Below are 25301 nucleotides of genomic sequence, written 5' to 3'. Positions count from 1 at the left end.
AGGAGAACCACTATGGAAAAAGAGGATCTGATCGCCATCGCCAATACCGCGATGCCTTTTGGAAAATATCAGGGCAGGATGCTTATCGATTTGCCTGAGCCCTACCTGCTCTGGTTTGCCCGCAAGGATGAATTCCCTGCCGGGCGGCTCGGCGAGCTGATGAATCTGGCCCTGGTTATCAAGACCGAAGGGCTGGAGGGGCTGATTGACCCACTGAGAGAAGGTCATCGCGCTCCGCGAACGTAAGCGGTTGCCAAGGCGGCGGGCAGTTTTGCCCGCCGTCCAAAAATAATCAGTACCAGCATCACGGCGATATACGGCAGCATCTGTATGGCGTCGGTCGGTACGTTTACCCCCAGTACCTGCAGCGCGGTAGTTATCGACAGGCAACCGCCGAACAGCAGGGCACCGGCCAGCACCCACCAGGGCTTGCCTCTGGCCAGCATCGCCAGCACAATCCCGATAAACCCGTTACCCTGGGTCATGAAGGGCACGAAGATTCCCGCACCAATCTGCGACATGAACGCCCCACCTAATCCAGCCAGCAGGCCAGCAGACAGTACCCCCAGGGTCCGAGTCCACAGCACATCGACACCGGCCGCATCCAGCGACTCAGGTTTGTCGCCTGCCGCCTGCAGTGATAAACCCAGATGGGTCTGTCGATAAAGCCATGACAGTAGCCCGGTGAGGAGTATTGCCAGATAGACAATGGCTGGCTGGTTAAAAAAAATCGGCCCGATGAAAGGAATGTCCGCCAGCCCAGGCAGCAGCAGGGTATCTGTCCTTCCCAGTCGCGGATAGGTACGGCTGAACTGCAGATAATGCAGCAGGGCAGTGGCGCCCTCGGCACCAAGGGTAATGGCAATACCGATAACGATCTGGTTAAGCCGCAGCCAGACGCAGCAAATGCCCATCAGAACCGCAACAGCCAGGCCGGCGATCGCGCCGCCGGTCAGACCCAGCCACAGGGAGCCGGTCTGCCAGGCGATATAAAAACCGGCATAGGCACCGGTCAGCATCATGCCCTCAAGCCCGATATTGAGCACGCCGGTTTTTTCAGACAGCTGCTCGCCGAGCCCGGCCAACAGCAGAGGCACGCCGGCGACCACCGTGCCCAACAGCAGTGATGTCAGAAAACCCTGGCTTAATGGATCCATCTTTCAGCCCCCTTTTTTTTCGCGGCGACGGCCCGCCACCCGTTCGGTCAGCGCCATTACAATCAGCAGTACGGCTACCGTGACCAGGGTAAAGTGATTCGGTACCCCGATGCGCCTGGCGGCGCTCTCGCTGCCTATAGACAGTACCGAAAAGATAAACACCAAAGCGAGGGTGCCGAAGCCGTTGAGCCGTGCCAGGAAAACCAGTGGCACCACCACCAGACTGTAGGCTGGGTTCCAGTCGGCGCGGACGCTTCCCTGTACCCCAAGCACCTCAACGGCACCGGCCAGGCCGGCCAGAGAGGCTGATAAAGCCAACGCCAGGACCGTCAGGCCGATCACCGGCAGCCCGGCGTGTATGGCCGCGCCGGGGTTGGCGCCGACAACTCTCAGCTGCAGGCCAAGCGCGGTACGCGTCATTAGCCAGTGCACCAGAAGAAGGGCGAACAGGCCAATCAGCACACCGCTGGAAACATGACTGTCGAAAAGCGGCGGCAATCGGTCGGCATAAGCAAGATTGATGGTCTGGGGTACTGTGGTGCCTGGATCAAAAAAGACATTTTTTATCAGTAAGTTGGATAGAGAAATTGCCAGGAATGACATCATCAGGGTAGTGATGATCTCATTGATATTTTGCCAGGCTTTAAGCAGGGCAGGCAGCACCGCCCATAGCCCGCCGATAACAGCGCCGACCAGCGATGCGGCCAGCAGCGTCAACCAGAGCGGCGTACCGGCGGCCAGCAGTGCCGGGGCCGAAGCCGAAGCGAACACGGCACCCAGCAAGAATTGTCCGTCGCCGCCCAGATTCCAGAGCCCGGCGCGGAAGGCGGCAATCAGGCTGGCAGCAATAAGCAGCAGAGGGCCCATCCTGGTCAGGCTTGCCTGCAGGCCTGAAGGGCTGAGCAGACCACGGCGCACAATATAACCATAGTACTCCAGCGGATTGACACCCATCATCACCAGCAGCACGCCGGTCACCAGCAAGGCAACAACCATCGGCCCTGCAGACATCAGCAAAGGGGCGAGCCAGCGTCTGGGGTGCAGACGACCGATAAGCCGGTAGGCCAGCTTGCCGTCTGAAGGGGATCCACCGATCATTGGCCTACCCCGCTCATCAGTTCGGCTACTTTCAGACGTGCGTCGCCCTGGTTGCTGACCCTGCCGATGATGACGCCCCTGGACATCACCACGATGTTGTCCGCCAGCGCCAGCAATTCCTCCAAATCGGTCGATATCAAAATGACAGCCGCGCCCTCTATTGCCGTTTGGCGGATGCGCTGCCGTATCGACTGGATATTCTTTACATCCAGTCCATGGGTCGGTTTGGCAAAGATGACGGCTTTGGCATGCTTGCCGAGTTCCCTTGCCAGCAGTACTTTTTGGATATTACCGCCGGAAAGGCTCGCTATGGGGCTATCAATGCTCGGCGTGCGGATATCGAACTGCCGGGCGCGGGCGCGAGCATAGCCGGCGATCGCCGCGGGCTGCTCCAGCCCTCGACGCCAGAAAGGCGGTTCACCAATTTGCTTGAGCAGCAGGTTAACGGCCACTGAAAACCCGGCTACCGTTCCCTCTCCCAGCCGATCATCAGTGACATAGCGCAGACCGCGTCGGCGCCTTTCGCCGACGCTATAACCCTCAATAGGCTCACCGTCGAGATAAATATGGCCGGCCGATAGCGGACGCTGCCCGGCCAGGCCCTCGGCCAGCTGTTTTTGGCCATTGCCGTCGATACCGGCGATACCGAGGATTTCACCGCCGGCGACCCGCAGGTCGAAAGCGTTGATGGGTACCACCGGGTCGGGTATTTTCAGCCGCTGGATATCCAGTCGTGCGGGCGCCTCTTTGCTGATGGCGCTTATCCTGGTCGCTGCCGGGGCGGCAGGGCCGTCCTGCAGGTTAAACATCAGTTGCATTATTTCCTCTACCGCCTGTGGCTGGCTAAGGTCGTTCAGCTGATCCGGCGTCAATTCTCCGACTTTGCGTCCCTGGCGTAATACGGAGATTCGGTCTCCCCAGGCCAGCGCTTCAGTAAGTCTATGGGTGATAAACACCACCGCCAGACCCCGACCAACCAGTCGGCCCATCAATTGCCCCAGTTCCTCGGCATGATGAGGCGCCAGCATGGCGGTAGCTTCATCCAGGACAATGACCCGGCTGCCGCGCATCAAGGTACGGACGATCTCCGCCTGCTGCAGTTCTCCCAGCGACAATGATCCGGCTTTAGCCAGCGGATCCAGATGGATGCCGATTTCCAAACCGATGCGCCTAAGCTCGGCGGCTATTTGCTGCCGGTCAGGCCTGCGCCACCACGTGCCGTTGCCGAGAGCAATGTTATCGATGAGACTGAGTTCAGGCACCATCATACTGTGCTGAAAAACCGTGCCGATACCCAATTCCAGCGCACGACGCGGCGATGTCAGTTTTTCCGGCCGGCCATCAACACGCACAACGCCGCTGTCCGGACGCTGCAGGCCGGACAGCATGCTGACCAGTGTCGATTTTCCGGCCCCGTTTTCTCCGAGCAGGACATGTACTTCGCCAGGCCACAGGGCCAGACTGACCCGCTCGCAGGCGACAACATCACCGAAGCTTTTACTCAACTGGTTCAGCTCCACCTTCGGCATGATGGTAGCGGGGGCAGACTGGCGCATGTTGCTGTTATCCTGCGAAAATACGTCAACGTGACTGCGGGTTGGGTCTGTTTAACGCTAAGCCAGGCGACTTATTGCGTCGAGGCCAGTAATGCATGCAAGGATTTTGCGTCGTAATCCGCGGGCACCTTCACTTGGCCGCTGATAATGGCGCGGCGCACGTTTCCAACTTTTTGCCAGATCTCATCGGGGATATAGCGGGTTTTCAGCAAACTGATAGAACCATCGGCCAGCGATGTTTTATAGTTGTGCGCGCCAAAGGCATCTTTTTTCAGATCTTCAATCATTGCCGTGTAGACCGGTGCCAGGTTCCAGACGACGGAACTGAGCAGATGGCCTTTGTCGATAGTTGATTTGTCGCCGATGACATCAATGAAATAGACTTTGCCGCCATCCGGGGCCGGGGTGGTCTCTACCGCCTGCAGCATACCAAAGCTTGAGCCGTTGCCCTGACCGAAAATGATATCCGCGCCGGCGGCGATGACAGAAGAGGTGACCCGTTTACCGCCGGTAGCGTCGCTATAAGCGGCCGGCCCTATGACGGCGTAGCGAATATGGATGTCTGGCCGGGCGGCGCGTGCGCCAAGGATAAACGCGCTGGACTGGGCATTCCAGGCCGGAGGCTCCCCTGAAACGACGATACCTACTGTGCCGCTGCGAGTCATGGTGGCCGCCAGCGTACCGGCCAGATAAGCGCCCTCATGTCCACTGACGGTATAATCCGCCACTTTTCCTGCCTTAAGCGAGGCGGGGCTGTCGGTGATGGCGACCGGCACGCCGACCTGGTCGCCGATTTCCGGTGCCGCCTGGTTGTAACCGCTGGCATGGGCGATAAGCAACTGGGCACCGTCTTCGGCCAGATCCCGCAGCGCCGGCCGAACATCGCCATAGCCCAGGTTGTCGGCGATGATAACGTTCACCCCCTCATTTTTACCCGCCTGCCTGGCCGCGGCAATGCCTTGCTGGTTCCAGCCAAAATCGGTACCGGGTTCAGGGGTCAGGATAGCGATTGATTTGATTTCAGCGGCGGAGGATACCGAGCCGATTGTCGAAGCGACGATCATCACAACAGCACAGGTGAACCACGGTTTGAACATAAGCGTTTTCCTCAACATATTATTATTGACTTATTCCTGGATACATTTTCTTCTGGCAGTGACGAATTCACTGTTATCGGTGCCGGAGAAGCGTGATGAAATTAATGCCCTGCCTGTTGTCTGCCTGTCTTTTGGTTGTCAGTCACGCCGGTGCCGAACAGGCACCGGTGGTAAGGCAGGGTACTGCCGGCCTGACGCCTTTTACGCTGTCCATTTATAACGCCGGCAGCAAACCGCTGGATTGCCAGGCCACTACTGCTCACTGGTACTCCGTCGCGCTCGGGCAGTTAGCGCTCGGTCAGCAACTCAACATTGCCCTATGGAAAAACACCGCCAGTGGAGAGGTCATTATGCTTAACCGCTCTTTGGATCAAATGCCGTTGCAAAGGCTGTGGTGCGGTGAGGAAGGAAAATCCTGGCAGACGCGCGCCGACATCAGGTTGCCCAACCACCGTGGTGCAACAGTGCAATCGATTGCACTGGATTGCACGGCTAACCCTTCACCGGTTGAGTGCAGGCCTATAACGCCTGACTGAAACTGCCGTGCTGCTGGCTGCTAATCAATACCGGACCATTTTTCCGCTCCCAACATAGCCCCTGGGTCGATGTCAGGTCAATAACCGGTTCACTAATGACAGACACTCACTTAGCCGACAAATTAATTCCATTAAATTTTTTCTAAGCGTTGCCGATAACATAGCCTGGCATTCCACTTTTCTAAAGGCGCATCGGCAGAAATATGTTCAAAAATAGGAAATTATCGTCGTCGATAGCTATTATTGGCGGGTTCATCTTTATATTCATCTCGGTCCTTTTACTGCTTGCAGTAAGAGATTCGCACCAGGCCCGGGACAATTTCTCAGAAATGTCCCGTCGGGCTGAAGGGTCGTATGACCTGCAGCTCATCAATACCAAGCGAGCGCAGATCAGTGCAGAACTCTACCTGATTACAACGCCGGGTATCGCCACTGCGCAAGAGAGAACGGCCAGTTTAGCCAAAGTGCAAACGCTAATCGATGAATCCATAAAACTTATGCGGGGAGTGGTTGCTCCGCCTTACTTTTCGCCAGCGTATGAGCGGCGGCTCAAAGACCTTGAACTGGCCTATGCTAACCTTATCCCACTGGTTCAGGGGAACATTGAGTTTCTGAAAAACAATAACGTCAGGAACAGTAACAATGGCAATTTGACTGCGGCTATCGAGCGTTTCGATAAGCTCATGGCTGCGTATAATGCCCGGGCGGAAGAGCGCTGGGGACAATTGATCAAAATCTCTAACGATCAATATTTTCGTAATCTCACTATCTCGATAGCCGCCTTTGTACTGCTGTTTTTATTCGGCTACATCACCTGGCGTTGGGTAAATAGCGCCCTATTTGTCAGACTTGAGCTCGCGTGTGAGCACTGCCGGATTATTTCCCACGGTAATCTGGTGACGCCGATTGATATCGGCCATCGGGATGAGATAGGTACGGTGCTGTCTGAGCTGTCGGATGTGCAGACATCGTTGAGCGCTATTGTTTCCGAAGTCAGAAACAGCGCAGAGACCATTTATAGCAGCGCCCAGGAGATCTCATCCGGCAGTAATGATCTCTCTTCACGTACTGAAGAGCAGGCATCAGCACTGCAGCAAACCGCAGCCAGTATGGAACAGTTGAAAATCACCGTTAAGCACAATGCCGAAAATGCGCATCACGCCAATCAGCTGGCAATCAAGGCACGACAAACCGCCAGCGAAGGCGGGGATGCCGTGCATAGTGTGGTTAAAACGATGCAGGAAATAGCCACCAGTTCTCGGCGGATTGCCGATATCAACCGGGTCATTGACGGCATTGCGCATCAGACCAATATCCTGGCGCTTAACGCGGCGGTGGAAGCGGCACGGGCAGGCGAGCAAGGACGTGGATTCGCCGTGGTCGCAGGCGAAGTACGCAATCTGGCCAAACGCAGCGCCGATGCTGCCAAGGAAATCCATACCTTGATTGAAAGCTCGGTGCAGAAAGTCGTGCTGGGTTCATCTCAGGCCGACGATGCGGGCAAAACCATGCAGGAAATCGTACAGTCAGTATCCAAAGTCAGTGAAATCATTGGTGAAATCACACTGGCGTCCGATGAACAAAGCATTGGTATTTCGCAGATTTCCGAGGCGGTCAATGAAATGGACCAAGTTACCCAGCAGAATGCGGCCCTGGTCGAACAATCTGCCTGTGCAGCGCAGAGTTTGCAGGAACAGGCTCACACGCTGAACACCGCCATGTCGATATTCACTATCAACAACGTGTCGGCAAGTCCGAAGAATGGTTTTGCCGGTATGGCTAAAGTCCCTATGACTTCGCTGAGCGCCAACCGTGGCGGCAATCTGAGATTAGAAGATAACAACAAAGATGCCTGGGAGCGTTTCTAGTCGCTGACACATGACGGTCTGGACCCGCGTCTGGCCGTCAGGGCAACGGCTCAATACGCGGTGAGAGACCGCGCTGCAGGCCACAAGCGCGCCGGTATGATGGGCATGGCTACCTTCGTTACGGTGCTCGGTACGGGTATGCTGATATCGCTTGTCGCCGGTCTACAGCCCGCGTGGACCTGTAGCCAGACTAGCGGCGGCTCTCAGCCAGCATACGTATCGCCAGTCCGGCCAGCACCGTGCCCATCAGCCAGCGTTGTATTACCCACCATAAGGGGCGCCCGTTCAGCCTCTGCGCAATTGACCCGGCGCTGAGTGCATTCATTGCGTTAAGGGATCGGGAGATAAGATAGATCATGTTGGGGCCCGGCGTCAGCACCAGGCCCAGCGCAATCGCCGCAAATGGCAGTATCTGAGAGGAGATGACCATAAAGAAGCTCCTAGAAAATAATAAATGATGCTGGGATTCATCAATCTTCAGTTCACTGATTATACTGATGAAAAGCCTGTTTAATATCTTATGAAGCTATACCATGGTTTCGCTGGAAAAGGATGCTGTTTAATGAACAATCAGGCTCCCTATTTATTATTGATTGAGGAGGGGCTGCCGTTTGGGCCGCCCGAGCTGCAGCAGGCATTGCTGCCGGTCCGCGTTTGGCATTGTTCCTTTGATACGCTGTTTTATCAGGATGAAGAATACCGGGCCAGGGGCATAGCGCTGCCGGAGAGCATCGCCAGTGCTTCGGTAAAACGTCGGGCCGAGTATTTGGCCGGGCGTATCCTGTGCGACAGGTTACTGGCTGAATTCGGCTATCCCGGCTTCGTGCTGCTGCCGGGGGAAGATCGGGCGCCCTGCTGGCCGGAGAACCTGTATGGCGCTATTAGCCATCACGCCTCTACCGCAGTGGCACTAGTGGGTAAACGTTCAGAAAACGGGATCGGTGGTGTTGGCATTGATATCGAAACGCTGATAGCCCCAGCCAAGGCGCTTGAGTTGTGGTCCGGTATCATTAATGTCGCCGAGCGTCAGTACCTGGATACGCTGTCGCTGCCGTTTGCGGTCAGTCTGACGCTGGCGTTTTCCGCCAAGGAAACGCTGTTCAAAGCGTTGTATCCATCTGTCCGGCGCTATTTTGATTTTCTGGATGCTCAGGTGATCGACCTGACTGCGAGCCATATCACCCTGCAATTGCTGGTCGGCCTGTCGCCGGAGGTTACCGCCGGTATGCGATTCGAGTGCGCCTATGCCCGGCATGCAGAAGATGTTATTACCCTGTTATCCCTCAACATCGGCTGACAAGCGCCAGCAACACAACGTTCCTCTGGTGTTTTTATCAGGCAGTTGCGGCTGGCGTCATCGAATTCAGTCTGGCTGCCAGCGCCCTTGAGGGATAACCAGCGGCGTATGGGATACCGGGTCATCTATGATGACGCAGGGCAGGCCAAAGACTTTCTCCACGCACTCGGCAGTAATAATATCTGCCGGTGCGCCCTCAGCCAGGATCGCGCCGTCACGCATGGCGATGATATGATCGGCATAGCGGCAGGCGTGGTTCAAATCATGTAACACCGCCACCAAGGTATGTCCTTGCTGGCGGTTAAGACGGCAAAACAGCTCCAGCAACTCAATCTGATGGGTGATATCCAGATAGGTGGTCGGTTCGTCAAGCAGCAGCACCGGCGTTTGCTGAGCCAACACCATGGCGATCCACACCCGCTGCCGCTGACCGCCCGACAAGGAGTCCACCGCGCGATCCGCCAGGGTATCCACACCGGTGGCCTTCATGGCGTCATGGGTCGCCTGTTCATCCAGGACTGACCACTGGGTCCACAGGCTTTGGTGTGGATAACGCCCCCGCGCCACCAGATCGGCAACCGTAATGCCCTCCGGCGCCACAGAGGTTTGCGGCAGCAGGCCCAGCTTACGGGCGATATCCTTGCTTCCCTGTTTGCTGATAAGCTTGCCATCAAGCAACACTTGACCGGACTGGGGCGCCAGCAGTCGGCTTAATGCCCGCAGCAGGGTGGATTTACCGCAGGCATTCGGACCGACGATAACCGTGAATTTGCCGCGCGGAATGCAGACATTCAGATTACGGGTGATGATGTTATCTCGGTAGCCGAGGGTCAGATCCTGCCCCTCTAGCGGTGCGTCTAAAAATGACATGCTCATAGCCGTCGGGACTCCCTGATTAACAGCCAGATAAGATACAGACCGCCGATACTGATGGTGACAACGCCTACCGGCAGTTGATTCGGACTGAACAGGTGCTGGGCGACAACGTCGGCGCACAGCAGCAGGGCGGCCCCCATCAGCGCCGATGCCAGCAAGGGAACGCCGGCGCTCTGCGTCAGCCGTCTGGCCAACTGCGGTGCCGCCAGGGCGATGAAGGATATCGGTCCTGCGGCAGCGGCCACCGCCGCAGTCAGGGTAATGCCCAGCACCATCAGCGCCAGACGGGTCTGACCAGTGTTAACGCCCAAGGCGGTGGCGGCGTCATCGCCCATTTCAAGCAACTGCATGCGCCGATTGAACACCGGCATCAGCACCAGCGCGATAGCGATAAGCGCTATTGAAGGCACGCCTTTATGCCAGGTGATTCCGTTTAGGGATCCTGCCATCCATAAGGCCGCTGACATCGCTGAGGCGAGGGAGGCACTGATAATCATCCAGTTATTGGCGGCAGAGAGCATGGCGCTGATGGCGATACCGACGATTATCAGCCTGAATCCCTGGATACCCTGGCGCCAAGCCAGCAGATAAACTGTCATCCCGGCCAGCAGGCCACCGGCAACAGCCCCTAGGGCGATATAATTCTGGCTGCCGTCGGTCAGCATGATCATCAGCAGCGCACCGCTGTAGGCGCCGGTGTTGAAGCCGATGATATCCGGACTGCCGAGCGGATTTCGGGTCAGCGATTGGAACACTGCACCGGCGACCCCCAGCGCAGCGCCGAGAATCAGGGCCATGGCAACCCGCGGCAGACGCCATTGGGTCACGATCAGCACCACATTGGCCGGCGCTTTCCCGAATAAAGCGGCCATGACCTGGCTGAAAGGTAATTCGAGCGCGCCTGAGCCCAGCGCCGTCAGTGACATCAACACGCAGACCGCCGCCAGTAGGCAGCAACCCATAAGCTGGGCGGGCCTGAGCCGGCGGGCTGCCGCCGATGCGGATGCCACGCCCGCTTTGGCTAACGAGTTGCTGTTCATAGTGAGCCGACCTGATGTTTGTTGCGCACAAGCGCTATCAGCACCGGTGCGCCGATAAAGGCGGTCACTATCGATACCCGAAGCTCGCCCGGCACTATCACTCGGCCGATAATATCCGCCAGCAGCAGCAGCACTGGGGTCAGCAACAGGGTTAACAGCAGGATCCAATTGTAGTCAGGGCCCACCAGCCAGCGGGCGACATGAGGAATCATCAGTCCGATAAAGGCAATCGGCCCGGCCAGCGCCGTCGCAGAACCACACAGCAGGGTAATGGCCAGCAGCGCCAGCGCCTGGATAAGACGCAATCGGGTGCCCAGCGCCAATGCCAGGTCTTCGCCCATGGTAATGGCGTTCAGTCCTCGACCGAGGCCAAGCGCCAGCAGGCAGCCGATAATAACGAACGGCGCCACGGTCAGCACCGGCGATAGGGCACGGATATCCAGCGTGCCCGCCTGCCAGAAGCGGATTTTATCAAATACCAGCGGATCCAGCAGCGAAATGCCGGTTGATACCCCCAGCAGCACGGCGCCGACCGCCACACCCGCCAGCGTTAACCGCACCGGGTTGATACGCGGGCTGCCCAGGGTTCCAATAAGATAAACCAGCACTGCGCTCAGCAAGGTGCCGGCAAAAGCAAACAGCAAATACTCAGGCAGGGTGCCGGCATGATAAAAGGTAATGCCCAGCACTACGGCAAAGCCAGCCCCGGCATTGATGCCGAGGATGCCGGGGTCGGCCAGCGGATTGCGGGTCAGTCCCTGGATCAGTGCGCCTGAGAGCCCCAGGGCTGCGCCAGCCAGGATCCCGGCCAGGGTGCGCGGCAACCTGCCGTCCATGATGATAACGCTGTCGGGGCCACCGAGACGCCCTTGTATGATCTGCCAAACGTCAGTGGCAGGAATGCTGCGCTCGCCGACCAGCAGGCTGAGCACCATGACCAATATCAATACTGCCGTCAGGCCAATGATAAGCAGGCTGCGTCCCTTGGCAGAGCGCACCTTGCCGGTGCCGTGGCGGACGGTTTTAATGCGATTGACGGACAAACTGCGCCTCCAGGCGGTCCAGCAGATTGCCGGCGCTGTAATAATCCAGACGGAAGGTGTCTTTGCCCATGGCATAAACATGCTGCCGCCGCACTGCCGGCTGCTGGGCCAGGAAGCGGTTTTTCTTCAGGGCTTCGACGCTGGATTGGTCAGCGGAAAACAGCAGCCAGGTATTGCCGGCCAGGCCGGAGGCCATATTTTCACCGCCAATCTGCACAATATCCTTACGCTGGCCCATGCTGTGATTTCCCCTGACTGATTCAGGCACCGGCGCCAGGCTAAAGCCCAATTCCTCCAGTAGTCGGCCTTGGGCTGAGGCTGAGGTCCAAAGATTAGCCCCTTTGCCGTCCTCCTGATAAACAAAGGCGGAAACCGGCTGGGGAGGCAGGGTCATTGATGCTTTAACCTTGCTGACCCGCTGTTCAAATGCACTGATGGTATTGGCCGCGTCCAGCTCATGGCCGGTAGCCTCGCCGAGCTGTACGGCGAGCTGCTGCCAGCTTTTATCGTCGTAGTTTATCAATAAGGTCGGGGCGATGACCGACAACTGATCATAAAGCGCCAGCGCCGAATCGCCGCCGGTGGCGGCGATAATAATAAGGTCCGGCGCGTTGGCGGCCACGGCTTCAGCGTTTGGCAGGCTTTGGTAAAGCACACTGACCTGCCGCTGTCGGGCGATGTCGCCCCACTGGGTCAGAAAACCCTGACCGTCGGCGATCCGACTGTTAGGATGGGTAGCACCGCTGGCAATCACCGGCGCATTGATTGCCAACAGCGTGCCGGTAAGGGTAACGCTGGTCGATACGATACGCTGAGGCGCCCGTTCCAGCTTGAGCGGCCCTTTAAGGGTCTGGATCGTCCGGGGCCAGCCTTCATCCGCCGCCAGCACCGGTCCGAGGGCGGCCGCCCATGCGATAACGCCCAATAATATCGCCGCCAGACCGGCATTGATTGTTGCCTTAGCCCCAGTTACCACTGTGTGCTCCTTGATCATAGACCGGTGGTGGTGATGAGTTAAGGCCATTTTACTGCCGTCACTGTCCGCCCCGAAAAAATAAGGTCTTAATTTACACGCTTTTGAAGGTGATGATAATGGTTTTCAATACGATTCCATTGCCTAGTGTTTTAATAAAAATGTGAACCAGTACGCATAATGTAAATATCTGCTTACAAAACTGACGGTTGTTGAGCATAAATTGCCGGCGTATAGTTACATTGTAAATTACTGCCTAGGCATAGACCCTGATGACACACTTTTTACTGGCCGATTTAAACGCCGTTCATCGCTGGGGACGTCAAATCCATCAGTTGAACGCGCATAAAGATCGTCTGCTGGAGCATTACCTTATCCCCTATGCGATAACCGCCGCCCAGTGCAAAGTGTTGCTGTTGATGAGTCGTGACGGGGTATCAACGTCAGCCGATCTGTCCCGCTGCCTGGTGCTGGATAGCGGCGCCATGTCGAGGATGCTGGATCGGCTGGAAAATAAAAAACTGATTACCCGGGAGCGCTGCCCCACTGACCGACGTCAAATGCACATCAAGCTCACCTCCGGTGGTCAGGATTTTTGCCGACATATTCCTGAGGTGGTAGTCGATACCTTCAATGATTTGCTGGCGCCGCTCACCCCCGCCGAACGTAACGAACTGGATCGCCTGCTGACCAAGCTTGTGACACATCATACCGGTATTTAAGGAGTCTCTTTTACTATGCCGTCGCGCATTCATCTGTTATCGCTTTGCAGCGCACTCGTGCTTGCAGGCTGCGCCATGCCAAATGGGCTGCATACCCAGGGCAGGGCGCTGGATGCTTCATCCCTTGCCAGTCAGCATACGCTGTCGGGCGCTACGCTTTCATCCGCCCACTGGCCGGCCGTCGACTGGTGGAATACCCTGGGCGACAGACAGCTTGATGTCATCATCAGGCATGCGCTGCAAAACAGCCCCGACCTGCAGGTGGCTGATGCCCGTGCTCGTCAGGCCAGCGCCTCGGTGCTGGCAGCCGAAGCCGAACGCTTGCCAACGCTTGATGCCAATGCCGGCATGACCCGTTCGCGAAATGCCCGGGTGGATGATCCTAACGGCATGGGTAAACAGTATGGCACCCTGCGTACGCTTTCGGCCCACTTCAACTATACCTTTGACCTGTGGGGCGGTCAGCGTGCCGCCTGGGAAGCCGCCGTCGGGCGTGCCAATGCGGCAGAAGTGGACCGGCAGGCGGCAAGGCTGACGCTGGCTGCCGATGTGGCCCGCGCTTACAATACCTACGGCCATGCCTGGGCGCTGGTCAGTCTGGCTGAACTGGATCTCAAGCGCACCAAGACCATGCTGGATCTGGCTTCACGGCGCTACAATGCCGGCCTGGACAGTAAATTCCAATATCAGCAGACCGAAAGCCTGGAAGCTTCTGCCGAGGCGACGCTGACTGATGCGCGCCAGCAGGTGCGTACCGCCGGCATTCGTCTGGCGGTACTGATGGGCCAGGGGCCGGATGGCGCAGAGCGCTTGCCGCGTCCCAAACTGATTGCACCGGAATCGGTCAGCCTGCCGCCGCAGCTGCCGGCTGAATTGCTGGGCCGTCGGCCTGATCTGGTCGCCGCGCGCTGGCGGGTGGAAGCGGCGACCAAAGATATCAAAGTCAGCCGCACTGCCTTTTACCCCAATCTCAACCTGACTGCCGCCGCCGGCACCAAATCGCTGCTGGGGGATGCCTTCTTTGGCGCGCCGAGCCGTTATTTCTCCATTGGGCCAGCGCTGTCGCTGCCTATATTCGATGGCGGCCGCCGTCGCGCCGATCTGGCCGGCAGCAATGCGGATTACGATTTGGCGGTTGCGCAGTATAACCAGTCCCTGGTCGATGCCTTGGGTGATATTGGCGATGCCATTTCACGGCTGGCATCGATGGAAACACAGATCCAGCAGCAGCGGCGCGCCCGTGATATTGCGCAGGCCTCATGGGACAGCGCCATGGAACGCTACAGCGCCGGTATTGGCAACTATATCGATGCATTGAGCGTGGAACAGCAACTTATCCAGAGCGAAAGAGAATTGGCCAGCATCACTGCTGACCGTACCGACACCGCCATCCTGCTGATGCAGGCGCTGGGGGGAGGGTATCAGAATTCAGGTCCGTCAACCGCCACCTCAACCGTGGCTGCGAACTAAGCACATCAGGAATTGATCTTTTATGGCTGAAAAACACGATAATACCGTGCAGACGGGCGAGGGCGCCCGCGCTGAAAACGGCAAATCCGCCGCACCGAAAAAGTCCGGCAAGCGTAAATTGTTTTTGGTGATCCTGCTGTTGCTGGTGATCGCCGGGGCCATTGCATACGGGCTTTATTACTGGTTGCATGCCCGTTATTTTGAGACGACGGATGACGCCTACGTCACCGGTAACCTGGTCCAGATCACGCCGCAAGTGGCGGGAACGGTGACGGCCATTGCCGCCGATGATGGTGATTTTGTGCGTCAGGGCCAGATCCTGGTGCGCCTTGATCCCAGCGATGCGTTGGTCAGTCAGGAGAATGCGGAAGCCAACTTGGCAAAAGCGGTTCGTCAGGTGCGCGGCATGTACAGCAATGTGAATAATTACAAAGCCATGGTTGCCGCCAAGAAAATCGAGCTGGAACGAGCCCGCTCGGACTATCAGCGCCGCGCTAACTTGGCACGGAATGGAGCGATTTCTCAAGAAGAGCTGTCACATTCCCGCGACGCCCTGACCTCCGCAGAAACCTCGCTGACGTCAGCACAGCAGCAATTGGACACCACGGCGGCATTGGTCGATGACACCACCATCAGTTCCCATCCGGACGTGAAAGTCGCGGCGGCGGCATTGCGCAAAGCTTATCTGGACCATGTGCGCAGTACCCTGCTGGCACCGGTAAGCGGCTATGTAGCTAAACGGTCGGTACAGGTCGGCAGCCGCGTACAGCCGGGCACCGCGCTGATGGCGGTGGTACCGCTGGACCAGGTCTGGATTGACGCCAATTTCAAAGAAACCCAACTGCTGCAGATGCGCATCGGCCAGCCGGTTGAGATAGAAGCCGATCTGTACGGCAGCGATATCGCCTATCGGGGTAAAATAGAGAGCCTGGGCGTCGGTACCGGCAGCGCGTTTTCCCTGCTGCCGGCGCAGAATGCCAGCGGCAACTGGATAAAGATCGTCCAGCGTCTGCCGGTACGTATTCGTCTGGAGCCGGATAACCTGGATAAACATCCGCTGCGTATCGGTCTGTCGACCGCCGTTACCGTCGATTTGCACAATCAGGACGGCGGAGTGCTGGTGCCCGAACCGCAGCACCAGCCTCGCTACACCACCAATGTATTCGATCATCAGTTGGTTGAAGCGGATGCCCTGGTGGAACGCATCATCCATGAAAATGGCGAGCAGGCCCGTAGCGCCGGCCAGAAAAAAGGTTAATGCGGAGCAGCCATGAGTGAACAATCGTTTCGTCCGCCTAGCCTGGTGCTCGCCACCGTCGGCCTCTCGCTGGCGACGTTTATGCAGGTGTTGGATACCACGATTGCCAATGTGGCATTACCGACAATCTCCGGAAATCTGGGCGTCAGTTCAGAACAGGGGACGTGGGTCATCACCTCATTTGCGGTATCCAATGCCATTGCCTTGCCGCTGACCGGGTGGATGTCTCGCCGTTTTGGCCAGATGAAGCTGTTTCTGGCCTCGGTGGTGCTGTTCATCATTACGTCCTTTATGTGCGGCGTGGCGCAGAACATGACCGAACTGGTGCTGTTCCGCGCCCTGCAGGGATTCTTTGCCGGTCCGCTTTACCCAATGGCGCAAACGCTGCTGCTGGCCATATTCCCGGCGGCCAAGCGAGGTATGGCGCTATCACTGCTGGCGATGGTTACCGTCGTCGCTCCTATCGTCGGCCCGCTGGCCGGCGGATGGATAACCGATAACTATTCCTGGCCATGGATATTCTTTATCAATGTGCCGATAGGCGTCCTGGCGGCGATGCTGGTTTTCGCCCAGTTAAAGGACCGGCCGGAAGAGGCACATCACCAGCCCATCGATTATATCGGCCTGATGCTGCTGATTATCGGTGTCGGGGTTTTGCAGGTCGTGCTGGATAAAGGCAACGATCTGGATTGGTTTGAATCCAATTTCATCGTTATTGGAACTCTTATCTCGGTGGTTTCGCTGACAGCGCTGGTTATCTGGGAACTCACCGACAAGCATCCGATTATCAATCTGCGGCTATTCAAGTACCGAAATTTTTCTTTTGGTACCCTGGCGCTGGTGCTGGGCTATTCCGGGTTCTTCGGTATCAATCTGCTGTTGCCTCAATGGCTGCAGACCCAGTTAGGTTATACCCCAGTGTGGGCCGGACTGGCGGCGGCGCCGATCGGCATCCTGCCGGTGTTCATGTCGCCGCTGGTTGGTCGCTATGCCCATAAATTTGACCTCAGGCTGCTGGCCGGAGGGTCATTTCTGGTCATCGGGATTTCCTGCTTTATGCGGGCGGATTTCACCACTGAGGTAGACTATTACCACATCGCGATGATCCAGGGATTCATGGGTATCGGTGTAGCGCTATTCTTTATGCCGACCACCAGTATTCTATTGTCCAGTTTGCCGCCGAAAGATATTGCTGACGGCTCGGGACTGGCGACCTTCCTGCGGGTACTGGGCGGCAGTTTTGCCTCTTCATTGACCACCTGGATCTGGCAACGGCGGGAAATTTTTCACCATGCCCAGCTTACCGAGCATGTTAACACTTATGATCCGGTCACCCGCGATTACATTGATCAATTGGGAGGCAGCAGCCAAACCGCCATGGCTCAGTTGGACAAGCTGGTGGAAGGGCAGGCCTATATGCTGTCGACCATCGATTACTTCACCTTGATGGGGTGGATCTTCATGTCGCTTATCTTGGTTATCTGGCTGGCCAAACCGCCTTTCAGCGCCAAGGGCGGCGGCGGCGGTCATTAGCAGGTCGTTATTGAGCAAGCAGATAAAATATCCCGCCTCAGGGATATTTTTTTTAGCAGGATGACTCGGCCTGTGGCCTCGCCCTTCGGGTCGTTGCCGTACGGCAACGCTGTCTCGCTGCGCTCGGCTCGAACCTGAACGCAGGTTCTCATCCCGCACGACAGTGCGACATGTTTGAAGAACAGTTTGGATTTGACTGCGAAGATAAGCTTGAAAGTGGTGGGTCGTGCAGGGCTTGAAAGTGGTGGGTCGTGCAGGATTCGAACCTGCGACCAATTGATTAAAAGTCAACTGCTCTACCAACTGAGCTAACGACCCACTAAAGCTTCAGAAATGATGGTGGGTGATGACGGGTTCGAACCGCCGACCCCCTCCTTGTAAGGGAGGTGCTCTCCCAGCTGAGCTAATCACCCCATTCTGAAAAACGAAAATCAAAACAATACAGACTCAAGAAGTGGTGGGTGATGACGGGTTCGAACCGCCGACCCCCTCCTTGTAAGGGAGGTGCTCTCCCAGCTGAGCTAATCACCCACTTCTTACAGCGTATTACTTTTATTTCTCACAGCAGAGCGACTTAAAAAAGTCTGGTGGGTGATGACGGGTTCGAACCGCCGACCCCCTCCTTGTAAGGGAGGTGCTCTCCCAGCTGAGCTAATCACCCCCGCTGTGTGGAGTCGCATTATAGGGATACTTGAAAGTGAGTCAACGATTTTTGATGGTAAAAAGCGTGTTCGGCGCAAATTTAGTCAAGCCGGCAGTTTTTATATTCGAAATGAGCGGAATGCCAACAGCAAAAGTGGGTAAGCGTTGAGGATTCATGGGGGAGTGGTAGAATATTGCCCACTTTTTCTATATCGCCGGAAGCCCGACTTCCAGCGTTCAGCCAAGCGTATTAAGGCAGTGTTTCTGATGAAGATTAAAACCCGTTTCGCCCCCAGTCCCACTGGCTATCTGCATGTGGGCGGCGCCCGTACCGCACTTTATTCATGGCTGTTTGCCCGTCATCTCGGGGGCGAATTCGTGTTGCGCATCGAAGATACCGATCTTGAGCGTTCCACGCAGGAAGCCATACACGCCATTATGGATGGGATGAATTGGCTGAATCTGGACTGGGATGAGGGTCCCTATTACCAGACCAAGCGTTTTGATCGCTACAACGCCGTTATCGACGAGATGCTGGAATCAGGTACCGCGTACAAATGTTATTGCTCTAAAGAGCGCCTGGAAGCCCTGCGTGAAAAGCAAATGGAACAGGGTGAAAAACCGCGTTATGACGGGCGTTGCCGCGACAGCCACGAGCACCATGATGACCACGAACCCTGCGTGGTCCGGTTCCGTAATCCCCAGGAAGGCTCGGTTATCTTTAACGATCTGATCCGCGGTCCAATTGAATTCAGCAATCAGGAACTGGATGATCTGATCATTCGTCGTACGGATGGTTCGCCGACCTATAATTTCTGTGTGGTGATTGACGATCTGGACATGGAAATTACCCATGTCATCCGCGGAGAAGATCACATCAACAATACACCGCGCCAGATTAATATTCTGAAGGCATTGGGCGCCCAGGTGCCAGAGTATGCCCATGTGTCGATGATCCTTGGCGATGATGGTAAAAAGCTCTCCAAGCGTCATGGCGCGGTCGGTGTTATGCAATATCGGGATGACGGTTTCCTGCCTGAAGCGCTGCTTAATTATCTGGTTCGCATGGGCTGGTCACATGGCGATCAGGAAATCTTCAGCATTGACGAGATGAAACAGTTATTTTCTCTGGATGCGGTCAGTAAATCGGCCAGTGCGTTCAACACTGAAAAACTGCTGTGGCTGAACCATCATTATATCAACCATCTGGCTCCTGAATACGTGGCTACCCATCTGGTATGGCATATCGAGCAGCAGGGGATTGATACCCGGAACGGACCGCAGCTGGCCGATCTGGTACGACTGCTGGGCGATCGCTGCAAGACCCTCAAGGAAATGGCCGCCAGCTGCCACTATTTTTATCAAGACTTTGAACAGTTTGATGCCGATGCCGCCAAAAAGCACCTGCGCCTGGTTGCCCGTGAGCCGCTGGAGCAGGTTCGCGCCAAGCTGGCGGCATTAACCCAGTGGACCCCTGAATCGGTACATGAAGCTATCCAGCATACCGCTGATGAGCTTGGCGTGGGTATGGGTAAGGTCGGCATGCCGCTCAGGGTTGCGGTAACCGGCGCGGGCCAGTCACCGGGCCTGGATGTCACAGTACATGCCATCGGGCAATCCCGTTCCCTGGCGCGCATTGACATGGCGCTGGAATTCATTGCCAAGCGCGCTTGAGTTTGCAGCACTGGCCGCTGATTTGGCGGCTTTTTCAGCGTTTGATGCAATTGAGTGATTTAGCCGTTGACACCGTTTGCCGGGTTTCATATTATGCGCCCCGTCCACCGGATTCGATAAGTACGGAATGGGGCTATAGCTCAGCTGGGAGAGCGCTTGCATGGCATGCAAGAGGTCAGCGGTTCGATCCCGCTTAGCTCCACCAATCACCAGGTTGGTTTATGTATCCGCTATTGATGTGGTCATCCGAGAATTTCGGGGCTATAGCTCAGCTGGGAGAGCGCTTGCATGGCATGCAAGAGGTCAGCGGTTCGATCCCGCTTAGCTCCACCAAATAAAAAAGCCGGCGTAAAGCCGGTTTTTTTACGCCTGCCATTTAGCCTGTTGCTTGTTTGTGATCCTAGTTCACTGTGCCAGATGGTTGCCTCAGCCAAAACATGCAGATTCTGTTTAGCGCCTTAAGGTAAGCCTATCTGTTTGCCGGCCAGCGCTTTATTTCTTGAGCGGTTGATGCTTCAGGAAACATTGCCTCTTTTATCGGCCCCTGTCTGGCGGGGCATTGGCTGGCTCTTTGACCGTATGGGCTTTTTATCTCGATCCAGGCTCTTGTCCTGGATAATCAAGCGGGTCATTGGCATGAAATGTGCTGCCTTGAATTCACTCATGATTTGCAAACCGACAATCCTGCGCGCATCGTCGTCGTTTTCCAGGTGATCGGGGGCTAACCTGCTGTTGAGCATATGATCGAATTGTTCTTCAATCGACTGTTGAATATCAGCTTTCGCCACCTGATACAGTGCCGGATACTCATACTCGATCATTGTCAGCCACGGTGCCCATTCAACGGCAAGCCAGTGGATAAAATCAGCTTCTTCGCTACGCAGAGTTTCTGCTACCGCTTGGGAAAATTCTTGTTCACCAATCATCTGCGGATCATAAGCCGTCATCTCGGTAACCAATAACGGCAGATTCAATCTGTCTCTCAGTTCGACTTGATAAGCAAGGTAAACGTCAATCTGATTAGCGGGCTTTGTGTTTATGATGAATTGCCAGATAAGTGTTTCCAGCTTGCGCAGCCTGAATATGCCTTTAGAAAGGGCGTAAAGCCTATCGGGAACATGCTGATAGAGGCCTTGTTCTATATCAATCCTGATCCCCAGCATCGTCATGGTATTAAAGGTCAGTGCTATCCGGTTATCACTCGCATTCAGTAACGTCCGGCATAAGGAGAATGTTTCGTCACGCAACATGCTGTGCAATGACAGTTTATGCAGCCATTCTCTAACGCTTTGTATGAAAGTGGTATTTTTCGCAGTGGCGGTGTTGGCGAGCCGGTCTAGAAAATAAGCGAAATTGGCCGCATAAGGTTCGCGCTTGTACGGCTGCCAGCGCGTCAGAATCTGTTGCAGTTGGTCAGCAGGATACCAGCCGGCAGCAGATTTAAGCAGACAAGGTTTGCCCGTCATATTAGATTGAATCGAACCCGTCGCTTTATTGTTCATTTGAGCGACTGAGCGTTCAGGAGAAGAATGAAAACGTTGAATTCCATAATGAGCATGCTTGTGGGCTTCATCGATATCCTGCCGTGCTTGTTCGGTCAGGGGATTATTCTGCAAAGAGACGGTCGGCGGACTGGGCTGGAAGAACCATTTACCTTCTACGGTCGATATCAGATTTTCCTTGAGCTCCAATCGCTCCAGACAGGGCGGTATGGGCCAGGGCAACTGGGTGAATGCATTATCATTGGCAATGAGAATCCGCAACTTGCGGGGCAGGGCAGCCGGCCAATTGATCACATTGTTGTGACTAATATCCATCGTATCAAGCTTGGCGGGTAACGAAGGGGGCAAGAGCATGAGTTTATTGCTTGAGGCACTCATTTTTTTAAGGCAATCAGGTAGCAATCCGGGAAGTAGCGATAAGCTATTAAAAGAGATGTCCAACTTCTCAAGCTTGGCTGGCAACGCGCCCGGCACACATTTGAGCCTGTTTTTCGATAAGTCTAGCGTGGTAATGGTTGCCGGCCAGCATTGCGGTAATGAACTCAGGCCGAGTCCTTGCAGGCTTAACTCCGTAACCTGGTGATGCCGATAAAACTCTCTTAATTTCTTGACTGCCAAATAACGCTCTTCGTGCGGTTTACCCTGAGAAGCCCAGTTTCTCCATTCATCCAGGATCCTTTGTTTTTCCCTCAGCTGGGTCATCGTAGCGTTACTCACTGAATGCAGAACCGGCGTTTCATTATGGTCAACGATGCCAGCATCATGCTGCCCCTGTTGGGGTAAAGGGGTAATATCCGGGCGATAAGACTCGGCAACAGGCAGGATATTGCTATTGCTGATGTGGGAAATCCTTTGCAGATGCTCGGAATACTCCATTGCCAGCTCGTCAACACTTGTAAGCTTCGAGCATTCTATGCAATTCGATATTATTTTTGATGAAACTATTCCCATTAACTTACGCCTCAAGGTCACTAAGAGGCTCATGTTATAGCAGAATGTAAAAGGCAGTTGAGTCAACAAATATTGTCTGGAGAGTGACAGGAAATCGGTGGGGTAAGAGCAAGGTTATTTTGCGACCCTGTTCGGGTAAAGCCGGCCTTAGACCGGCTTTACCGCTTGGGCAAGTCGGGTTAAAGCACCAGTCCGGCGATAGCGGCGGACAATACGCTGACCAGCGTAGAGCCAAAGACCAGTTTAAGACCGAAGCGTGATACCACATTGCCCTGATGCTCATTCAGGCCTTTAATTGCACCAGCAACAATCCCGATAGAGGAGAAGTTGGCAAACGACACCAGAAATACCGAAAGGATACCTTCTGAACGTGGAGACAGCTGGCCGGCAATTTTCTGCAGGTCCATCATCGCGACGAATTCATTTGAGACCAGTTTGGTGGCCATAATACTGCCGGCCTGCAGCGCTTCATGGGCAGGAATACCCATTGCCCAGGCAAATGGGAAGAAAATATAACCCAGGATGCCTTGGAAACTGATGCCGAACAGCATGCTGAAAAGCGCATTGACGGCTGAAATCAGCGCAATGAAGCCAATAAGCATCGCGGCGACAATCATCGCCACTTTAAAACCGGCCAGGATATATTCGCCCAGCATTTCAAAAAAGCTCTGGCCTTCATGCAGCGCACCTATCTGCAGGTCTTCTTCTTTATCGACCTGATAGGGATTGATAAGCGACAGGACAATAAAGGTACTGAACATGTTGAGTACCAAAGCCGCCACCACATAGCGCGGATCCAGCATCGTCATATAGGCGCCGACGATAGACATGGAGACAGTGGACATGGCGGTTGCCGCCATGGTGTACATGCGGCGTTCGGACATCTTGCCCAGAATGTCTTTATAAGCGATAAAATTTTCCGATTGTCCCAAAATCAGCGAGCTTACCGCATTGAAGGATTCAAGTTTTCCCATGCCGTTAATTTTAGAAAGCACAGTGCCGATGATGCGAATGATGAACGGAAGGACGCGTATGTGCTGCAGAATACCAATAAGAGCGGAAATAAAAATGATTGGGCATAAAACATTCAGGAAAAAGAAAGCCAATCCACCTTTGTTCATATTACCGAACACAAAGCCGGTGCCTTCTGCGGCAAAACCAAGCAGTTTGTCAAACAGTTCTGAGAACCCTCTAACAAATCCCAAACCTATCTCGGAATTGAGGAAGAAGTAAGCCAATAACACTTCTATGACTAAAAGTTGAGCAATAAAGCGCAGTCGTATTTGTTTGCGGTCATGGCTGACTAACAGCGCCAACAGCGCAACAACGGCAAGCGCCAGGATAAAATGAAAAATGCGGGACATGATTGCTCCAGTAAACAGGCAGGGAATAGATTCGGCAGGACATTTTAAATAAGGACGGGATTAAAAACGAGTTATAAGTTGCAAATATAGATAAATCCTCTAACGGCAATGTTTTTATTTCGTCCTGTAACATCTAGTCATAAAAAACCGTAATTTAGCCTTTGCTATACTTTCGCTTATGCTACAGTTTATTAACGTTAGTTAGCTCTTTCCTTTACCTGCTGAACCTTACGCGACAAGGTCAATCCGCACTGGACCGGCAGGATATGAGTCAATTCCGTTGCAGCAACATGTCAAAAATAAAGTTACTGGCAACGGGTGACTCCTGCTGTTTGGATGGGGTGTGCTGCCGTATTTCTTTATAAGGGTTACCAATATGCAAGATAGCCGTGCCAGGGATGGGGTCAGTCGAGTTTCAAGGAAAATAAAGCTTTCCTTGCTAGGACCCGCGTTTATCGCCGCTATCGGCTATATCGATCCAGGCAATTTCGCTACCAACATTCAGGCCGGAGCCAGTTTCGGCTATCAGCTATTGTGGGTAGTGGTATGGGCTAATCTGATGGCGATGCTGATACAATTGCTGTCAGCCAAGCTGGGCATAGCCACCGGCAAAAACCTGGCTGAACATATTCGTGACCGCTTCCCCAGGCCCGCCGTCTGGGCTTACTGGGTTCAGGCGGAAATCATCGCCATGGCAACCGACCTGGCCGAGTTCATCGGTGCCGCGATGGGATTCAAGATGCTGTTGGGGGTATCCCTGCTTCAGGGAGCAGTCCTGACCGGTATCATCACCTTTCTGATATTGATGCTGCAGCGCCGTGGCCAGAAACCCCTCGAGCTGGTGATTGGCGGTTTGCTGCTGTTTGTTGCCGCCGCCTATATTGCAGAACTGTTCTTTACCCGGCCAAGCCTGGGACCCTTAATGAAGGGCGTCCTGATACCGGGCCTGCCCAATGGTGAAGCCGTCTATCTGGCCGCTGGCGTGTTGGGGGCGACCATCATGCCGCACGTTATCTATCTGCATTCTTCCTTGACCCAGAATGGCGGGAAGCTTAATCAGGCTGAACGTTATTCTTCAACCAAACTGGATGTCGCGATAGCCATGACCATCGCCGGGTTCGTCAATTTGGCGATGATGGGCACGGCAGCGGCGGCATTTCATTTCAGCGGGCATACCGGTATCGCCAGCCTGGATGAGGCTTACCTGACCCTGGAGCCGTTACTCGGACAGACAGCAGCCACGGTATTCGGCTTAAGTCTGGTGGCGGCGGGGCTGTCATCCACCGTGGTAGGCACCATGGCGGGACAGGTAGTGATGCAGGGGTTCGTTCATTTTCACATTCCCCTGCTGGTACGTCGCGTCATTACGATGATGCCGTCATTTATCGTTATTCTGATGGGCCTTGATCCGACCCGTATCCTGGTCATGAGCCAGGTGCTGCTGAGTTTCGGCATCGCGCTGGCGTTGGTGCCGCTGTTGGCATTTACCGGTAATCGAGATCTGATGAGCGACATGGTGAATTCGCCCGCTATCAAAGTGATCGGCTGGTGTATTGTCGCGGTGGTGGTTGCGCTAAATGCCTATCTGCTGGTGGGAATGGCGCTGGGGCGCTAAGTCTTTCCCCTTTAATTGCTTTGGCCCGG

The 25301-nt window shown here is 55.2% G+C and carries 20 protein-coding genes, 6 tRNA genes, 1 other RNA gene and 1 pseudogene; 12 read left to right on the top strand and 16 right to left on the bottom strand.

The window, feature by feature from the left end; all coding sequences use genetic code 11:
- Window positions 1–12: 12 nt before the first annotated feature.
- Window positions 13–246, top strand: a complete 234-nt coding sequence (locus tag EDC52_RS04055; RefSeq protein WP_131864024.1) for a DUF3820 family protein — start codon at window positions 13–15, stop codon at window positions 244–246.
- Here the strand turns inward: EDC52_RS04055 and EDC52_RS04050 are convergent.
- The 4 genes from EDC52_RS04050 to EDC52_RS04035 all read right to left on the bottom strand — a co-directional run bounded on the left by EDC52_RS04050 (window position 225) and on the right by EDC52_RS04035 (window position 4908).
- Window positions 225–1157, bottom strand: a complete 933-nt coding sequence (locus tag EDC52_RS04050; protein ID WP_131864023.1) for a putative B6 ABC transporter permease subunit 1 — start codon at window positions 1155–1157, stop codon at window positions 225–227. The two genes, EDC52_RS04055 and EDC52_RS04050, sit on opposite strands and share 22 nt — an antisense overlap.
- 3 nt (window positions 1158–1160) lie before the next feature.
- Window positions 1161–2255, bottom strand: a complete 1095-nt coding sequence (locus EDC52_RS04045; RefSeq protein ID WP_131864022.1) for a putative B6 ABC transporter permease subunit 2 — start codon at window positions 2253–2255, stop codon at window positions 1161–1163.
- Window positions 2252–3811 carry a putative B6 ABC transporter ATP-binding protein gene (locus tag EDC52_RS04040; protein WP_131864021.1) on the bottom strand — a complete coding sequence of 520 codons (1560 nt, stop codon included), beginning with the start codon at window positions 3809–3811 and terminating at the stop codon, window positions 2252–2254. The genes EDC52_RS04045 and EDC52_RS04040 overlap by 4 nt, the downstream gene beginning before the upstream one ends.
- Before the next feature lie 71 nt (window positions 3812–3882).
- The gene (locus EDC52_RS04035; protein ID WP_230467938.1) at window positions 3883–4908 is read right to left on the bottom strand and encodes a putative B6 ABC transporter substrate-binding protein; all 1026 of its coding nucleotides are present in this window, start codon (window positions 4906–4908) and stop codon (window positions 3883–3885) included.
- 95 nt (window positions 4909–5003) lie between these two features.
- Here EDC52_RS04035 and EDC52_RS04030 point away from each other — a divergent pair, with 95 nt between their 5' ends.
- Window positions 5004–5444, top strand: a complete 441-nt coding sequence (locus EDC52_RS04030) for a hypothetical protein (protein ID WP_131864020.1) — start codon at window positions 5004–5006, stop codon at window positions 5442–5444.
- 971 nt (window positions 5445–6415) lie between these two features.
- A pseudogene (locus tag EDC52_RS20390) lies at window positions 6416–7312 on the top strand (methyl-accepting chemotaxis protein); the annotation flags it as partial.
- 190 nt (window positions 7313–7502) lie between these two features.
- Here the strand turns inward: EDC52_RS20390 and EDC52_RS04020 are convergent.
- The gene (locus tag EDC52_RS04020) at window positions 7503–7742 is read right to left on the bottom strand and encodes a hypothetical protein (protein ID WP_165911647.1); all 240 of its coding nucleotides are present in this window, start codon (window positions 7740–7742) and stop codon (window positions 7503–7505) included.
- A 132-nt stretch (window positions 7743–7874) separates the two neighbouring features.
- Here EDC52_RS04020 and EDC52_RS04015 point away from each other — a divergent pair, with 132 nt between their 5' ends.
- A complete protein-coding gene (locus tag EDC52_RS04015; RefSeq protein WP_165911646.1) occupies window positions 7875–8609 on the top strand; it encodes a 4'-phosphopantetheinyl transferase family protein in 735 nt (244 codons plus the stop codon).
- Between the two features lie 66 nt (window positions 8610–8675).
- On the opposite strand, the gene EDC52_RS04010 is transcribed toward EDC52_RS04015, so the two are convergent.
- The 4 genes from EDC52_RS04010 to fepB form a co-directional block, all read right to left on the bottom strand.
- Window positions 8676–9479 carry an ABC transporter ATP-binding protein gene (locus EDC52_RS04010; RefSeq protein ID WP_230467937.1) on the bottom strand — a complete coding sequence of 268 codons (804 nt, stop codon included), beginning with the start codon at window positions 9477–9479 and terminating at the stop codon, window positions 8676–8678.
- 2 nt (window positions 9480–9481) lie between these two features.
- Window positions 9482–10447 carry an iron-enterobactin ABC transporter permease gene (gene fepG, locus EDC52_RS04005; RefSeq protein WP_131864099.1) on the bottom strand — a complete coding sequence of 322 codons (966 nt, stop codon included), beginning with the start codon at window positions 10445–10447 and terminating at the stop codon, window positions 9482–9484.
- Window positions 10448–10521: 74 nt separating this feature from the next.
- Window positions 10522–11568, bottom strand: a complete 1047-nt coding sequence (gene fepD / locus EDC52_RS04000) for a Fe(3+)-siderophore ABC transporter permease (RefSeq protein WP_268990338.1) — start codon at window positions 11566–11568, stop codon at window positions 10522–10524.
- Window positions 11549–12493 (bottom strand): Fe2+-enterobactin ABC transporter substrate-binding protein, encoded by a 945-nt coding sequence (fepB, locus tag EDC52_RS03995; RefSeq protein WP_407924195.1) that lies wholly within the window; start codon window positions 12491–12493, stop codon window positions 11549–11551. The genes fepD and fepB overlap by 20 nt, the downstream gene beginning before the upstream one ends.
- A gap of 320 nt (window positions 12494–12813) precedes the next feature.
- Between fepB and EDC52_RS03990 the strand changes: the two genes are divergently transcribed.
- From EDC52_RS03990 to EDC52_RS03975, 4 genes are read left to right on the top strand one after another with little or no spacing between them, the layout of a single operon-like run.
- Entirely contained in the window at window positions 12814–13263 is a 450-nt protein-coding gene (locus tag EDC52_RS03990; RefSeq protein ID WP_131864016.1) for a MarR family winged helix-turn-helix transcriptional regulator, read from the top strand.
- Window positions 13264–13278: 15 nt separating this feature from the next.
- Window positions 13279–14733, top strand: a complete 1455-nt coding sequence (locus EDC52_RS03985) for an efflux transporter outer membrane subunit (protein ID WP_131864015.1) — start codon at window positions 13279–13281, stop codon at window positions 14731–14733.
- A 22-nt stretch (window positions 14734–14755) separates the two neighbouring features.
- On the top strand, window positions 14756–15991 hold the full coding sequence (locus EDC52_RS03980; protein WP_131864014.1) for an efflux RND transporter periplasmic adaptor subunit: 1236 nt from the start codon (window positions 14756–14758) through the stop codon (window positions 15989–15991).
- Between the two features lie 12 nt (window positions 15992–16003).
- Complete coding sequence (locus EDC52_RS03975; RefSeq protein ID WP_131864013.1) at window positions 16004–17524, top strand: DHA2 family efflux MFS transporter permease subunit; 1521 nt, start codon at window positions 16004–16006, stop codon at window positions 17522–17524.
- A gap of 44 nt (window positions 17525–17568) precedes the next feature.
- Here the strand turns inward: EDC52_RS03975 and EDC52_RS03970 are convergent.
- The 5 genes from EDC52_RS03970 to EDC52_RS03950 form a co-directional block, all read right to left on the bottom strand.
- Window positions 17569–17697, bottom strand: a non-coding RNA gene (locus EDC52_RS03970) — RtT sRNA.
- Window positions 17698–17766: 69 nt separating this feature from the next.
- Window positions 17767–17842, bottom strand: a tRNA-Lys gene (locus tag EDC52_RS03965).
- Between the two features lie 19 nt (window positions 17843–17861).
- A tRNA-Val gene (locus EDC52_RS03960) sits at window positions 17862–17937 on the bottom strand.
- Between the two features lie 42 nt (window positions 17938–17979).
- Window positions 17980–18055 (bottom strand) — tRNA-Val (locus EDC52_RS03955).
- A gap of 54 nt (window positions 18056–18109) precedes the next feature.
- Window positions 18110–18185 (bottom strand) — tRNA-Val (locus tag EDC52_RS03950).
- A 248-nt stretch (window positions 18186–18433) separates the two neighbouring features.
- On the opposite strand from EDC52_RS03950, the gene gltX reads away from it, so the two are divergent.
- From gltX to EDC52_RS03930, 3 genes are all read left to right on the top strand, one after another.
- On the top strand, window positions 18434–19840 hold the full coding sequence (gene gltX, locus EDC52_RS03945) for a glutamate--tRNA ligase (RefSeq protein ID WP_131864012.1): 1407 nt from the start codon (window positions 18434–18436) through the stop codon (window positions 19838–19840).
- 129 nt (window positions 19841–19969) lie between these two features.
- Window positions 19970–20045 (top strand) — tRNA-Ala (locus EDC52_RS03935).
- 52 nt (window positions 20046–20097) lie between these two features.
- Window positions 20098–20173 (top strand) — tRNA-Ala (locus EDC52_RS03930).
- A 182-nt stretch (window positions 20174–20355) separates the two neighbouring features.
- Here the strand turns inward: EDC52_RS03930 and EDC52_RS03925 are convergent.
- Together EDC52_RS03925 and EDC52_RS03920 are read right to left on the bottom strand one after the other, a co-directional pair.
- Window positions 20356–22218: an NEL-type E3 ubiquitin ligase domain-containing protein gene (locus EDC52_RS03925; RefSeq protein WP_165911644.1), complete on the bottom strand. Its 1863-nt coding sequence runs from the start codon at window positions 22216–22218 to the stop codon at window positions 20356–20358.
- 254 nt (window positions 22219–22472) lie between these two features.
- Complete coding sequence (locus EDC52_RS03920; RefSeq protein WP_131864010.1) at window positions 22473–23657, bottom strand: NupC/NupG family nucleoside CNT transporter; 1185 nt, start codon at window positions 23655–23657, stop codon at window positions 22473–22475.
- Window positions 23658–24033: 376 nt separating this feature from the next.
- Between EDC52_RS03920 and EDC52_RS03915 the strand changes: the two genes are divergently transcribed.
- Window positions 24034–25272, top strand: a complete 1239-nt coding sequence (locus EDC52_RS03915; RefSeq protein ID WP_131864009.1) for an Nramp family divalent metal transporter — start codon at window positions 24034–24036, stop codon at window positions 25270–25272.
- The last annotated feature ends 29 nt before the right edge of the window (window positions 25273–25301 follow it).

The organism is Biostraticola tofi (assembly GCF_004343195.1).
Lineage (GTDB): Bacteria > Pseudomonadota > Gammaproteobacteria > Enterobacterales > Enterobacteriaceae > Biostraticola > Biostraticola tofi.
Note: the sequence above shows the minus strand (reverse complement) of the source record. Positions and strands in the feature narration are given on the sequence as shown.